Below are 12,225 nucleotides of genomic sequence, written 5' to 3' on the forward strand. Positions count from 1 at the left end.
GAAATACTTTAAACAATACTTTAATTTCATTTGGAAAACAATACAGAATTATCAAGAGAAATCCTTAGTGAATTTCTTGAACGATGGAATATTGAAACAGTTAAGTCAATGAATCTGGAACAATATGTTTCGGTTGGGAACAAAGATACATTCTGCCAATGGTTGGAAACTAAAACTAGAGCTCTTGGCAGTATTAAAGGCATAAACTCTAGCAAGTTTGGAATTTATAAACGAAGTGACCCAAATGCAAATCCAAAAAACTTAATAAACGACAATCTTTATTCCTGGCAGCGTTACTATGGAGAGAATAGAAAAGAAGCGTTTGAAAACGTAAAAGCTGAAATCTTAAAGATTATTGAATATTCCGAAAAGGGAGACTTTGAAAAAATTGATGATTTGCATTTAACTCTTTTTGTAAAATGGAAAATTGCTTATCTCTATTCAAACGAAAGACTAATTCCAATATTCAAGAAAGCTGTACTACATAAAATTGCTGAACACTATGGCTTAAATGTTACTAGAAAAACCAAGACCTCTCAAATTCAGAATTTAATTATTGCCAATAAACCATCCCATTTATCAATATATCAGTTTGCTGATTTTTTGTTTGAGAAATATGGTAGAGATAATGGAAAAACAACTAATACTGGAAAAAAGAGAAAAACTAAGAGAAAGGGAACCAGTTCGAGAAATTCTGCAAAACAAAAAAGAAAAGGAAGCACTAGCTACATTGCAGAGCAAAAGCACAATAAGATTCAAGAAGTTTTACAAAAGAAACTAGAAAAGAAATACGGAAAAGATAATGTTGTGTTGGAGGAAAACTACGTTGATGTTAAAGTTAAATTAGAAAATGAAATTCATTTTTACGAAGTAAAGTCATCGGCCTTTGCCTCTGATTGCATCAGAGAAGGTCTAGGTCAAATCATATCATATATGCAAAAGGACGATGACGACAGAACAAAATTATTGTTCGTTGCTGGGCAGTACCCACCTAACCAAGATGAAAGTGATTATTTGAATTTTATACAGAAAAAATTAAAAATCGATTTTGATTATGTTAGTGTTGAATTGAAAGACTAACCATTAAAAAGGCCCTTTTTCCCTAGGACCTTTATTAGTCACTTTCCATTGGTTATTTTCTTTAACGAGTTTAAAGATGCCAGGCTTATTATCATAATTAGAACTGTATTTGACCCACGCAATATCAGTCTCGATAACTTCATCTGATATTGTAACACTTGCATCATTATCTGCGTCTGGCACTAAACCCTGAATCATTATTAAACTATCATAGCCGTCGGAAGTTGTATGTTTTTTTAAAGTGCTATTATCTTTAGCATAAAAACTTTCTACCACAATCTTAGTGGTTTCTGATGGCGACATATTCTTGGTTTCAGAACAAGAAATGAATAAAAGTACGAGTGAGCAAAAGACTAAATTTTTCATAATATTATTAATTTGGGTTATTGATATATCTATGCGACATATTCAGTTTTATATTGCGTTCGCCATCCTTCTCGTTCAATTCCAAAATTGCCCTACGGTCATCTGATAATGAAAATTTGGGCATAACGTAAACAAACCGCACCATTTTACCTTCTGCAATTTTTGAAGGCAGATGCTGCTTGTAAATAGGTTCTTGATATAAGCTCTGTAAAGATTTCTTTTTCCCTTTTTGTCGAGTCTCGATTGAAAGGTTCAAGAAATTTAAATCGTAATCCAATGTAGAATTATTCTCAATCTGAATAACGAAGTAGAGTTCTTCTTTATCAAAAACAACATTTTCAACATTCAAGACAATGCCTTGCGTTCGCTTCTTAATCCGACCAATACGTTGGTTTCTGTTAAGAAGATAGGAGCAGAATTTTTGATAATAGTAGGTTCTGTTATCTATATTTTTTTCAGAAGTTACAACCTGAATCGAATCGATTTCTATTGGTTTTTCATTTCCAATACTATTTGATAATGGAATGAAATAATTGAGCTTTGATAGCTGCTTTTTATATCTTACAATATACGAAAAAATTGCGCCATTTCTATTGACTACCAGTAGATTACTTTCTTTCCCGGGCTTCGCCTGAAGTAATCCGAAATACTGTTCTTTTTCACGATTGTAGGTAAAGACAAATTTATCTGAACCGGTTATGCCTTGTCTTATGGGTTCTGGGAAAAATAGCGCAACATTTTTAGTATCGTTTGCGTAAATTGTGTCTAGTACCGTACTTGTTTGCGCTTTTGCAAAAGCAGAAATCAATGATATCAATATTAAAAATAGGGTTCTCATAATTTTGGTTTTAGAATTAATTTGTAGTTGTTAAGCACAGTTACCTTCACGCTTCGATTACGACGTCTAAATACCTGTGTAATTCCGCCCACTTGTGGAACAGTTGGAATGTTGATATCGCCTATAACATCATCCAAAACTTCCGTGGTAGCTTCTGCCCTGAAATTGTTCTGTACATAGATACCTTCGCTACCATCCAACAAATCGAAAGCTTTAAGTTTGGTAGGATGATGCCTTATGTTTTCAATCTCGATTAAAGCACGATTGGGTTGAAAACTTATAAACCCAAAAACGGGTGTGTTCTTTGGCATCAGCTTACCATTGATAGTTGCTGATTTAGTTAGGCGCATTCGTAATCGGGTATTTGCTTTAACAACCTGGTCGCCATCTACAACTACATAAATAGTTTCATCTGTATTGCCAATTATTGAAACTTCATTGGGTTTAGGCGAAGCAGCAAAGAACAGTTGGTGTTCCAACCCTAACTCTTTGGCTTCAATTTTTTGTTCTCGCTTTATTTCAGCAGAATCGATTTGCTGAGTATTGTTTTGAGCAACTTTCTTTTGCCCAAGGTTCTGATACTTCTTTCCAGAATATTGAATCTTACCAGCATCATAAATACTGTCTACAATGCGTTCTTTTTCTCGTTCCGGAAGGTCTGGGTCATAAAACCCCAAGGAATCAATCAGTTTTTCGTCATAGATGCTCGGTGCGTTATTTTCTCGCACTTCCTTTAAATCATTAATGGCATCCAGTTTTGAATCATACTCTTTTTGGTTTTCGTCCAATTCGGGTATCAAAGTCTGTTCAAGGTTTTCATTCTCACTTTCATCATTGCCCATAACTATCATAGAATAGGAAATCAGGAATATGAAAATCACAGCCAGTACTGCTGCAAATACTATTTTATTTTTTTCAATCTTCATCATTTATTTTTTTTAGGGTGTTCTCGAAATAGTTTGTAATCAACAATCCGTGCGGATTGTTTGGAAAGTTTCTGTCAACTGGAATTAAGTTTCCACTAGAAACAAGTTCGTAGGTATCGATTATTGAACCTCTATTGATTTCAAAAATGGTAACAGTTCTAAAGACGTATGTTCCGTTTTGTTCTTCGATTTGTGAATCAATACTCAGTACTTTCTGAACTAGCGAGTATTGCAGCAATCGGTTATAGACACCATCCGCTTTTTTCTGTCGATATAGATTGTCCACAGAACTATTGCCCAACCAAAGTGCCTTTTCCAGATTACGCTCATAATTACTGGCATCGATATTATAGAAGTAGTTGTGGAACAGGTCTAGATGAGCTAATGCTTCTACCTTGAAATTTTCTTTTTGGGTTACGAGCTTCAGCGGAATAATACTACCATCAGTATTAATGGCAAAAGCACTATTAAGAGCTTCTTTATTCGTCTTAAATGCCATCCAAAGTGAAAAGGTGCTGGATAGCATTGCAAAAATGACAACTGCCAACACGATAAATCTGTTCAACTTTAAGACTGCATAGATGTTTTTGTAAGGTGTTTTCATTTTCATTGGAATTAACTGGTAAACAATCTGAGGGTAAACGATGTGGCTCGTTTGTATAATTTGAATTTTAGAAAAACAATGAAACCAACTGACCCAAGTTGAACCACAGGCGCAAAAAAGCCCTGGCCAACATCTGTCCCAAAAAGGTTTGTCCAGAAGTTCGTATTGATTTCAGTATAGAGCGCATTTACAAATACATTGACCAAAAAGAATGCTGGTACCAACATATAGACGGCAGCGTATAATTTGAAAAATGTATAGGCAAGCGAACGGAATTTTTCAAAAACTGCCAGACTAATAACAAGTGGGAAGAAGGCTTGCATTATTCCCAATAAAAAATAACGTTCTGCAAGGAATAGCGGGTAGATGAACAAATCCAAAATCCAGAGGATAAGGCTGATGATAAATGCAAATATTTTGAATCCGAAAAGTGGTGTAACTAGAGCCTCATATAATAAGGCCATTGCCGCTTGAGCGGCCTCTAAAAAATTTATTTCTTCTTCTATGGGGATATCCTGCATTTGTAATGGCAATAAAGCCGGTGCTGTGCCACGATATTGCGCTTCAATGGAAACCAATATACTATCGAAAAAGCCCAGGACCTGTGTTGAAAATATGACCAGAAGAACGACTGCAAAGTTCTTGGTCAATTCCCCTGGGCTCAATCCCCAAGTGTAACCATCATTATCCGCAATGCCCTCATTGTATTTTTTTAGGATATTGACCAGAAAGAACAAAACGGCAAGCGTTTTCATTCCTGCAATAGTATATTGCGAGAAACTACTGTTCTGTATGGTTTGAAACACCGCATCGACGTATTCCAGTCCAATTCCTAAAAGTATGGTTGCGGTCATTTTTAGTATTCTGTTTCTCGATTATTTATTTTATCCTGCATTTTTCTAAAGGAAATGATATCACGATACCGCTTCGTTCTGGTCTGGATATTGGAAACCATTTCCTTGGATTCCTTTTCTTTCTGTTTTAACACTTCAGCACGTTCAGCATCGGACATCTTTAGATTATCGCTAGATAAAATTTCGCCCATAAAATCAACCGTGTCCAGAGAGTTTTGGACAATGGCATCAAATGATTCCGCAACCCGTGTAACTTCCTCGGGCTTGATGTAAGGCGAGTTTAAAATATCCTGTAAATCGTTTTGCATTACATTGATAAGGCGTTGGTTGTTCTGTGCAATTTCCTGAACCGCCCTGAGTTGCTGTACCACGCTTGATACTTTCTCAATGCTTTCTTTAGCGTCTTTTAAAAACTGTACTGATTTAATAAGTTGGCTCGTCTGTTTTGCAGATTCTACAAGAGACTTTACCAAGCTTACAAAGTTGGTGTTGTCATAAACTGGCATTCCCTGAGCAGTAGCACCGCTAGGTAATAAAAGGGCAACTGTTAAGAATAGCCCGAACAAGATTGTTTTGATTTTTGTTTTCATAATATTATGTTTTAGATGTGAATTCTTTAATTGCCAATTCCATATCATTGGTCTTTTCATAAATGGCCATTATGGCCTCGTTTTCTTGTCCATCGGTTAGGTAGGCTGCGTACACTTCTTTAGGAACTTCTAGCCTGAAAATGTTACTTTCCTTACCTATCTTGATGAACATTTCGGTGTATTTCCTTGGTCCGGAAAGATTGTTTTTGATGGACTTTAATTGGTTTAAATCGTGGCTAGATAGGTTGAGCCTTTTGACCAGTTCGTCATAGCCTTTTTCGTTATTCAGGCTATAAATGACCTGTGTATTTTCCAGTATGCTTGCCGATGTTGAATTATTGGGAAGCTGATTAATGGATTGAAGAATAATGCCTATCGCACCATTCTGTTTACGAATGGCTTGGTAATAGAATTCTACACTTTCTAATACGTTATCAAACTTTAGTTGTTTGGCAAACTCATCAAAAAGGATGATGCCTTTTTCAGCTCTGTTTTTCCAAATAGTTCTTTGGATAGCTGACTTAATCAGCTTCAACATTACGGATAGGATTTCCTTGTTATCTTTGACTTCATCCAGTTCAAAAACAATCAAGCGTTTGTCCTCGATTTTATAAGTTTGGTCTTCGCTGACTTCAAATAGAAAGCTATATAGACCATCGCCGACATATTCGGACATTACGTGCAAGAAGCTGATAATATTGAAGTAGTCGGGATGGATTTTCAAGGTGTCCAGAAGGTCTTTCTGATTCCTTTCTATAAAGTTGTAGAAACCATCTAAAGAATGATTTTCCGAAGTATTTTTGTAATAGTGGCGCAATATCTTTTTGACCGAAACCGATTGTGCTTTGGTAACCATTAAATCTGAAGCGAACAGTTCAAACAGAAAGACTGATAAATCTTCCAATCGTTCAGGTGTGAGGTCATTTGCATCACTTATATAAAATGGATTGATACCCAAGTTTTTGCCACTTTCATAACGAAGCACAGTATATTTTTCGGGATAGAGTTTGGCAAATTTGGTGTAGGATCCACCGAGGTCAATTATGACCAGGCGGACACCACTTTCAAAATACTGGCGCAGAATGTTATTTGCCAAAAAGGACTTACCTTCACCAGTAGGTGCAAAAATGGCAAAGTTTCTTGCCTTAATGCGCTTCTTGCGCTCATCCCAAACATCTTTTAAAACAGGAACATTGTGTTCCCTATCATTAAAGATGATTCCAGTAGCATCAGAATTGTAGTTTGTGTTGTTTATAAACAGGCATAGAGCGTGCTTTAAATCGGTAACATATAAATCGTTATTTGAAAAATTGGAAGAAAAACAACAGTAACTATTGAGTATATAATTCTTCCGTTCCTCACCTCTAGGATAGTATGGAATGATGTCCAGTTCCTTAAATTCAGTTTTGATTTTAGAACCGATTCGACTTAAATTTTCTGGATTCTTATCCCAATAAATTATATTCAAATGACCACGAATAATGCGAGCATTATCATCCGCATTTATTTGGTCAAGGATATGCTGAATTTTACCGAGGACTACTTTATTCTGAGAACCGAAGTTGGAACTTTTGTTGAGTTCCTCAACTTTCTTATCAAGTAACTTGCGCCACTTCTGTTTGTCATCCAAATAAAGGATTTGGTTGACGATATGATTTTCGTTAAGCGTAAGCCCTAAGCCATCAATAAACCCTTGATGAAACACAAAATCGTCAGAAGTGAATTTCTCATTGGTCTTGCTACTCTGTACACTTTCGCCAAAGCACAGTTCGCTATTGATAGCCAGGGCATCAAAATGGTTTTCGCCAATATTGACGCTTTTTTTATCTAATATGATATCGGTGTCAAACCCATCATTAAAGCCATTGAAATATCCGTTGGTTAACTGCTGTATTTCTTTCGCTTTAAGCGAAATAAAACTCATTTTTCTGCTATTGTTTATAAAGGAAACAGAGTCACTAACAGCCCCAATAAAGCTCTTAATGTTGTCATCTAATCGTTGGACAATTCCATTGGAAACTTTGCGGAAAGGGTTGACGTATTTTGAGTTATTCAGAGCTTTGTTCTTAGTTAGCGTAAAGAACAAAAAGCAACGATGTTCCATATAGTCGCGCCCTTTGAAGTGGTCGTGCGTTGCCTTTTCTAAAAACGTTGTATCGGGAAGTGCTTCTGAAGTATAGGTCTTTTTTAGGTAGATGTCCTGTTTTTGGACTACTGTACCAATAGGCAATGATTTCAGGGCCTGAAACCAAGCCCCGTGAATGTCTTCAAAGTCTTTTTCGGATAGTGAATAAATTTCTGGCAACGTACCTTCATAGCACAGAACAACATTGCCATTATTGGCAAATATGATATTGTCTTGAATATCTACAATAGGTTGATATGCTGAAAGATTAATCTTGTTCATAATCGAAGCCTGAGTTTTTTTTATTACTTATTATTCTCGGAAAAGCCTTAGCCATTTGAAAAATTTGTGGGTTATGTGTTATTCTTGTTAGGGCAACATATAAGGCGGCATTAAAAACAAGTACACCAATTATTATCCCGAAGCTGAAAGAGAAGATGATGACGAGCAGCGAAGCCAAAATAGAAACCATCATCAGGGCAAACAGGGAAATAGGCAGCCCAAAAATGACTGCCCTTTTCCTAATGTTTTTATAGACCTCGTATTTCTTCATACAGCTATTCTAATAAAGCCCTCGATGAGGGTTGATTTATACTACGATTCCTATTAAGTATGTGAAGATGCCGACAACTGCGCCAGCAATCAAAACAAACACAAGCACTCTAGTAATTCCTTTTTTAAGGTCTGCGTTTTCCCCAAAGAAATGTCCTGCATTAAACAAGAAACCAACAAGAAAAATGACACCAAGTAAAATTGGAAATATGGTACGTATGGTATCGCCCACATCGTTAACGGAATCTTCAATTCCCCCAATTTGAGCAAAAAGTGATGTTGAGAGCAACGATAAAAAAGTTGCTAAGTAGATTGATTTTTTCATAATAAAACTGTTTAGATTTTTTATTCATTTTCTCTTTCTGAAATTTACATATATTTGTACATAAATAACTGAAAATCAAATATTTGTGAATAAAATATTATTTGAAATCAATTGAATTTAATTGCTGCTATTTGGCATCAAATTTTATGAGTTTTTGAAGGAAAAATGTTGATAACCTGAAAATTGAAAATGAAAAAAGTGCTCAAAAACGTCAGTTTTGTGATTTTGGTTCTAAAAATGTGTATCGTTTTAGGACAAGAAAAGAGTACTCAAAAACGAATTATAATTGATGTTGGACACGGTGGAAAAGATACTGGTGCAATAGGCATAAATAAAATCCAAGAAAAGGACGTTGTATTGGATATTGCGAATGCCATTTTGAAGCTAAATGATGAATTAGATAAGCCTCTGGACATTTATTTAACCAGGTATACTGATACACTCATTTCGCTATCGGATAGAACGAAGCTGGCCAAAGCTCTAAAAGCTGATTTGTTTTTCTCTCTACATTGTAATCATTCAGATAATCCGGATGCAAGAGGGATAGAAGTTTATGTTTCACAAAAGCAAGCAAATAATTCTAAAGAATCTATTTATATAGGTTATCAATTTGAAAAAGCACTTTGCAAAGCTATAGGATATGAAAGTAGAGGTGTGAAGTTCGCAAATTTTCAGGTACTACGTGAAACTATTGACTATTGCCCCTCGGTTCTTTTGGAACTGAGTTTTTTGAGTAATGGGGATGAAAGCAGTTATATTTCTGCTTCTAAGAATATCAAATTAATTGCCTTCGCCATTTTATTATCTATTAAAAACTAATACTATTATGAAAGATATATTTTTAGAGTTGACAAAAAGTTTAAAAGCTATTGTGATACAATTCATTGCAGAAGTAGTTTTACTATATAAATCTTTTAGAAGTTAGACTACTTCCATTTATTTCTAGCAGTTCTATTAATCAAATTGTTGCTATTTTAAATATTACGTATTTAAGTATTTGCTTAAATAAGAAAATAATGTAACTTTGCTTTATGGAAAATAATTCTTGTATAAGACAACAAGCTGATTTAGAACAAATCAATCGTTGCAAAGAGACAGTTTCAGAACTAAGTGAATCTTTTGATTATTTAGCGAATGGACTTTCATTAGTTGGGAATAGCGTAAGACTTAAAATACTTTACGTACTCTTTGAAGAAGATAGGCTTTGCGTTTGTGATTTAAGTGATATTCTTGGAATGAATATTTCGGCCATTTCCCAGCATTTGAGAAAAATGAAAGACCGAAATCTATTAGAAACCGATAGAGAAGCCCAAACGATTTATTACTCATTGACCGCTGAATATGAAAAACTACTCAATCCGTTTTTCGCAATACTTGATAAAAACAAAGTTTTAGAAGCGATATGAAAAGTGAAAACAAATTAATTGGAGCAGGCTTGCTAACTGCAATTACAGCTTCCTTATGCTGTATTACGCCTGTTTTGGCTCTCATCGCAGGAACAAGTGGAATTGCTTCAACATTCTCTTGGATAGAACCTTTTAGACCGTACTTAATCGGACTCACAATTTTCGTTCTTTGTTTTGCCTGGTACCAGATGCTAAAGCCTAAAAAGGAAATCGACTGTGAATGTGAGACAGGCGAAAAACCAAAATTCACACAGTCTAAAACTTTTTTAGGAATTGTAACTGTATTTGCAATCGTAATGTTAGCATTTCCATACTATTCAGGAATTTTTTACCCAGACACGGCAAAACAAATTATCGTTGTAGATAAATCGGATATTAAAACAACTGAATTTAAAATTAGCGGAATGACCTGCGCGGGTTGTGAAGAACACGTAAACCACGAAGTAAATAAACTCAGCGGAATCGTGAGCTCAAAAACATCATATGAAAGTGGAAATGCAATCATTGAATTTGATAAAACCAAGACCAATGAAGCGGAAATTGAGAAAGCAATTAATTCTACTGGTTATAAAGTGACCGACAAAAAATAAAAATAATGGAAACTATATTGACATCTGAAATCACTTGTCCAAACTGCGGATATAAAAAAGTAGAAGAAATGCCAACAGAATCCTGTCAATTCTTTTATGAGTGTGAGAGTTGCAAAACGGTTCTGAAACCAAATGAAGGAGATTGCTGTGTATATTGTTCTTATGGGACTGTGCCCTGTCCACCGATTCAAGAGAACAAAAGTTGTTGTTGAAAAATCATATTTAAGTTCACTTCCTCTTATCCCCAGCCTCTTTATCAAAAGCAATCAAATTAAACAATTCTCGCATCCGGCTACGAACACGGTTGCCGTAGCGTTCTTCCAATTCCTCGGCATTGAGATTGGTGGTTGCGTGGGTTTTGATTTTATGCTTGGTCTCAAGGTATAGTTCATATCTGGATAATAGCACTTCGCCCATTACGTTCAGGTCTTTACCATAAAACCGTCCAGCAGGTTCGATACCTAAATCATCAAAGCAGAAAAATTTTGTGTTACCATATTCCTCAATGGTCTTAAAACCAAGATGGTTGAAACTAAAGGTTACGTTCCTGCAAGGAATCATTTCATAAGGTCTTTGCATCGGAACAATATATCTCAGCAATTTCATTAAGCTGGTTTTCCCGCAACCAACTGGTCCGGAAAGTAAGATACCCTTATCGATGTCAATTCCATAGGTTGTGCAATTGGATTTATCTTTAATGAAGTAGGAACAAAGCTTTAGCAGTATATCTCTATCTTCATCATAAATTCTGAACTTTTCGCCGAAAAGCTGTTTCCCTTTAGCGTTCAGGTAAATTAAGATTTTTGGGAAATCATACAGTACACTTTTGCCGTCAAATTTTCCTAGCGAATATTCCACGCCACCTTCAGTAATTTTAGAGGGGTTGTCCATAATCTTTGTTTTTAGTGGTTCGCAAGTTGTCCTTGATTTGGGACGCTTGTTTTTTGTTTGATTCATTTTTTTCGTCAAATAATTCCGTTCTGTCCATCCAATTTGTGGCTACAGCTCGCCAATCACGAATTGCTTGCCCATCACTTGTTTGCCAGTTTCGGGTTTCATAGTGCTCAAAGAACTTTTTCCCCTCATCTGCATCAAAACCATTTTCTTCAAAAAAATCAATAACCACCTGCCTGCCTTTTGGCTGTTTTATATAGTTTTCTTGTTTGGTATTGTTTGTATTAGATACCAGTACTTGTCCATTTATGGGATGGTGCTGTCCCACAACTGGTTCACGTATGGGATAGTACTGTTCCGCAAGCTGTTCTAATGTGGGATTGTACCGTCCCATATCTGGTTCACTACTTGTCCCGATAATAGACATCTTGATTTTACTTCCTTTGTATGGATTGTTAGATGGAAAATAGCATAGGTAAAGCCACGAGTCCAAATCCGTAACGCAGCGGTGGTATGTGGATTTTGAGCCTATTTTAGCAGCACGCATTAAGTCTCTTCGGTTAACGTAAAATTCATCCGCAAATCGGCTACTGTTCCATTCTTGGAACAGCGCCATATACAGACTGATATGGGTAGGATTTAGGCGGTCATCAAAATAGAACTTTTCAAAAGCCGCGTTAAGTAGCTTTATATAGTTCATCATTTAAGAATTTGAACCTTGCTGAACACGGTTGGAAGTCATTATGTTTTGTATTTCCTCAGCATCGTAGTAAATAATACCACCAACTTTGGTGTAAGGTAAAGTGCCATTGATGCGAAGGTTTTGTAATGTACCTGGACTTACCTGAAGCAAATCCATAACCTCAGATGATTTAAGGTATCTTTTGAGTTTTCCAGTGGCTTGTTTGGATAATAATTTTTTAATGTCATCGAGCAATTCCATTTTGAATTCCCGAAGGTCGTCTGTTGTAATAATACTTGTAGGCATAATAGAACGGTTTTTAAAGTAAGAGACTATCGCATCGTTGTCAATTAATTTGATAGCCTCTGACCTGATTTGACTTTCGTTCTACAA

17 protein-coding genes are annotated in these 12,225 nt (G+C 35.7%); 5 read left to right on the top strand and 12 right to left on the bottom strand.

Translation table 11 applies throughout. The features are described 5' to 3' along the window. The first annotated feature begins 30 nt into the window (after positions 1-30). Positions 31-1,080, top strand: a complete 1,050-nt coding sequence (locus tag ACEZ3G_RS03835; protein WP_432424145.1) for a hypothetical protein — start codon at positions 31-33, stop codon at positions 1,078-1,080. A 3-nt stretch (positions 1,081-1,083) separates the two neighbouring features. Here the strand turns inward: ACEZ3G_RS03835 and ACEZ3G_RS03840 are convergent, their stop codons facing one another. The 9 genes from ACEZ3G_RS03840 to ACEZ3G_RS03880 are packed head-to-tail and all read right to left on the bottom strand — an operon-like array spanning position 1,084 to position 8,260. Beyond that, the gene (locus ACEZ3G_RS03840; RefSeq protein ID WP_432424146.1) at positions 1,084-1,446 is read right to left on the bottom strand and encodes a hypothetical protein; all 363 of its coding nucleotides are present in this window, start codon (positions 1,444-1,446) and stop codon (positions 1,084-1,086) included. Positions 1,447-1,453: 7 nt separating this feature from the next. Continuing rightward, positions 1,454-2,284: a DUF4138 domain-containing protein gene (locus tag ACEZ3G_RS03845; protein ID WP_432424147.1), complete on the bottom strand. Its 831-nt coding sequence runs from the start codon at positions 2,282-2,284 to the stop codon at positions 1,454-1,456. Next, entirely contained in the window at positions 2,281-3,210 is a 930-nt protein-coding gene (gene traM, locus ACEZ3G_RS03850; protein WP_432425142.1) for a conjugative transposon protein TraM, read from the bottom strand. The genes ACEZ3G_RS03845 and traM overlap by 4 nt, the downstream gene beginning before the upstream one ends. After that, entirely contained in the window at positions 3,200-3,814 is a 615-nt protein-coding gene (locus ACEZ3G_RS03855) for a conjugal transfer protein TraK (protein WP_432424148.1), read from the bottom strand. The genes traM and ACEZ3G_RS03855 overlap by 11 nt, the downstream gene beginning before the upstream one ends. Before the next feature lie 11 nt (positions 3,815-3,825). Continuing rightward, entirely contained in the window at positions 3,826-4,668 is an 843-nt protein-coding gene (locus tag ACEZ3G_RS03860) for a hypothetical protein (RefSeq protein ID WP_432424149.1), read from the bottom strand. A gap of 2 nt (positions 4,669-4,670) precedes the next feature. Continuing rightward, positions 4,671-5,258, bottom strand: coding sequence for a conjugal transfer protein (locus ACEZ3G_RS03865; protein WP_432424150.1), 588 nt, complete (start codon positions 5,256-5,258; stop codon positions 4,671-4,673). A gap of 4 nt (positions 5,259-5,262) precedes the next feature. Beyond that, positions 5,263-7,665 (bottom strand): TraG family conjugative transposon ATPase, encoded by a 2,403-nt coding sequence (locus tag ACEZ3G_RS03870; RefSeq protein ID WP_432424151.1) that lies wholly within the window; start codon positions 7,663-7,665, stop codon positions 5,263-5,265. After that, entirely contained in the window at positions 7,652-7,936 is a 285-nt protein-coding gene (locus tag ACEZ3G_RS03875; RefSeq protein WP_432424152.1) for a hypothetical protein, read from the bottom strand. The genes ACEZ3G_RS03870 and ACEZ3G_RS03875 overlap by 14 nt, the downstream gene beginning before the upstream one ends. Positions 7,937-7,972: 36 nt before the next feature. Then, the gene (locus ACEZ3G_RS03880) at positions 7,973-8,260 is read right to left on the bottom strand and encodes a hypothetical protein (protein ID WP_073243663.1); all 288 of its coding nucleotides are present in this window, start codon (positions 8,258-8,260) and stop codon (positions 7,973-7,975) included. A 189-nt stretch (positions 8,261-8,449) separates the two neighbouring features. Here ACEZ3G_RS03880 and ACEZ3G_RS03885 point away from each other — a divergent pair, with 189 nt between their 5' ends. From ACEZ3G_RS03885 to ACEZ3G_RS03900, 4 genes are all read left to right on the top strand, one after another. Continuing rightward, complete coding sequence (locus ACEZ3G_RS03885) at positions 8,450-9,079, top strand: N-acetylmuramoyl-L-alanine amidase family protein (protein ID WP_340200744.1); 630 nt, start codon at positions 8,450-8,452, stop codon at positions 9,077-9,079. A gap of 212 nt (positions 9,080-9,291) precedes the next feature. Then, positions 9,292-9,666: an ArsR/SmtB family transcription factor gene (locus tag ACEZ3G_RS03890; RefSeq protein WP_340200746.1), complete on the top strand. Its 375-nt coding sequence runs from the start codon at positions 9,292-9,294 to the stop codon at positions 9,664-9,666. Then, positions 9,663-10,256: a mercuric transport protein MerTP gene (gene merTP, locus ACEZ3G_RS03895; RefSeq protein ID WP_340200747.1), complete on the top strand. Its 594-nt coding sequence runs from the start codon at positions 9,663-9,665 to the stop codon at positions 10,254-10,256. The genes ACEZ3G_RS03890 and merTP overlap by 4 nt, the downstream gene beginning before the upstream one ends. A gap of 5 nt (positions 10,257-10,261) precedes the next feature. Further along, on the top strand, positions 10,262-10,468 hold the full coding sequence (locus tag ACEZ3G_RS03900; protein ID WP_340200749.1) for a GDCCVxC domain-containing (seleno)protein: 207 nt from the start codon (positions 10,262-10,264) through the stop codon (positions 10,466-10,468). A gap of 16 nt (positions 10,469-10,484) precedes the next feature. Here ACEZ3G_RS03900 and ACEZ3G_RS03905 read toward each other — a convergent pair whose 3' ends face one another. The 3 genes from ACEZ3G_RS03905 to ACEZ3G_RS03915 are packed head-to-tail and all read right to left on the bottom strand — an operon-like array spanning position 10,485 to position 12,138. After that, complete coding sequence (locus ACEZ3G_RS03905; RefSeq protein WP_340200751.1) at positions 10,485-11,147, bottom strand: ATPase; 663 nt, start codon at positions 11,145-11,147, stop codon at positions 10,485-10,487. Continuing rightward, positions 11,131-11,850: a hypothetical protein gene (locus tag ACEZ3G_RS03910; RefSeq protein ID WP_340200966.1), complete on the bottom strand. Its 720-nt coding sequence runs from the start codon at positions 11,848-11,850 to the stop codon at positions 11,131-11,133. The genes ACEZ3G_RS03905 and ACEZ3G_RS03910 overlap by 17 nt, the downstream gene beginning before the upstream one ends. A 3-nt stretch (positions 11,851-11,853) precedes the next feature. Then, positions 11,854-12,138, bottom strand: a complete 285-nt coding sequence (locus ACEZ3G_RS03915; protein WP_340200753.1) for a helix-turn-helix domain-containing protein — start codon at positions 12,136-12,138, stop codon at positions 11,854-11,856. Positions 12,139-12,225 lie beyond the last annotated feature (87 nt).

It is taken from the genome of Meishania litoralis, from assembly GCF_042611095.1.
Taxonomy (GTDB): Bacteria; Bacteroidota; Bacteroidia; order Flavobacteriales; family Flavobacteriaceae; genus Meishania; species Meishania litoralis.

Coding starts and splice junctions, on each gene's coding strand:
- ACEZ3G_RS03845 (WP_432424147.1), bottom strand. CDS start 2,284: ATGAGAACCCTATTTTTAATATTGATATCATTGATTTCTGCTTTTGCA.
- ACEZ3G_RS03905 (WP_340200751.1), bottom strand. CDS start 11,147: ATGGACAACCCCTCTAAAATTACTGAAGGTGGCGTGGAATATTCGCTA.
- ACEZ3G_RS03915 (WP_340200753.1), bottom strand. CDS start 12,138: ATGCCTACAAGTATTATTACAACAGACGACCTTCGGGAATTCAAAATG.
- ACEZ3G_RS03885 (WP_340200744.1), top strand. CDS start 8,450: ATGAAAAAAGTGCTCAAAAACGTCAGTTTTGTGATTTTGGTTCTAAAA.
- ACEZ3G_RS03875 (WP_432424152.1), bottom strand. CDS start 7,936: ATGAAGAAATACGAGGTCTATAAAAACATTAGGAAAAGGGCAGTCATT.
- ACEZ3G_RS03840 (WP_432424146.1), bottom strand. CDS start 1,446: ATGAAAAATTTAGTCTTTTGCTCACTCGTACTTTTATTCATTTCTTGT.
- ACEZ3G_RS03860 (WP_432424149.1), bottom strand. CDS start 4,668: ATGACCGCAACCATACTTTTAGGAATTGGACTGGAATACGTCGATGCG.
- ACEZ3G_RS03880 (WP_073243663.1), bottom strand. CDS start 8,260: ATGAAAAAATCAATCTACTTAGCAACTTTTTTATCGTTGCTCTCAACA.
- traM (WP_432425142.1), bottom strand. CDS start 3,210: ATGAAGATTGAAAAAAATAAAATAGTATTTGCAGCAGTACTGGCTGTG.
- ACEZ3G_RS03870 (WP_432424151.1), bottom strand. CDS start 7,665: ATGAACAAGATTAATCTTTCAGCATATCAACCTATTGTAGATATTCAA.
- ACEZ3G_RS03890 (WP_340200746.1), top strand. CDS start 9,292: ATGGAAAATAATTCTTGTATAAGACAACAAGCTGATTTAGAACAAATC.
- ACEZ3G_RS03900 (WP_340200749.1), top strand. CDS start 10,262: ATGGAAACTATATTGACATCTGAAATCACTTGTCCAAACTGCGGATAT.
- ACEZ3G_RS03910 (WP_340200966.1), bottom strand. CDS start 11,850: ATGAACTATATAAAGCTACTTAACGCGGCTTTTGAAAAGTTCTATTTT.
- merTP (WP_340200747.1), top strand. CDS start 9,663: ATGAAAAGTGAAAACAAATTAATTGGAGCAGGCTTGCTAACTGCAATT.
- ACEZ3G_RS03855 (WP_432424148.1), bottom strand. CDS start 3,814: ATGAAAACACCTTACAAAAACATCTATGCAGTCTTAAAGTTGAACAGA.
- ACEZ3G_RS03865 (WP_432424150.1), bottom strand. CDS start 5,258: ATGAAAACAAAAATCAAAACAATCTTGTTCGGGCTATTCTTAACAGTT.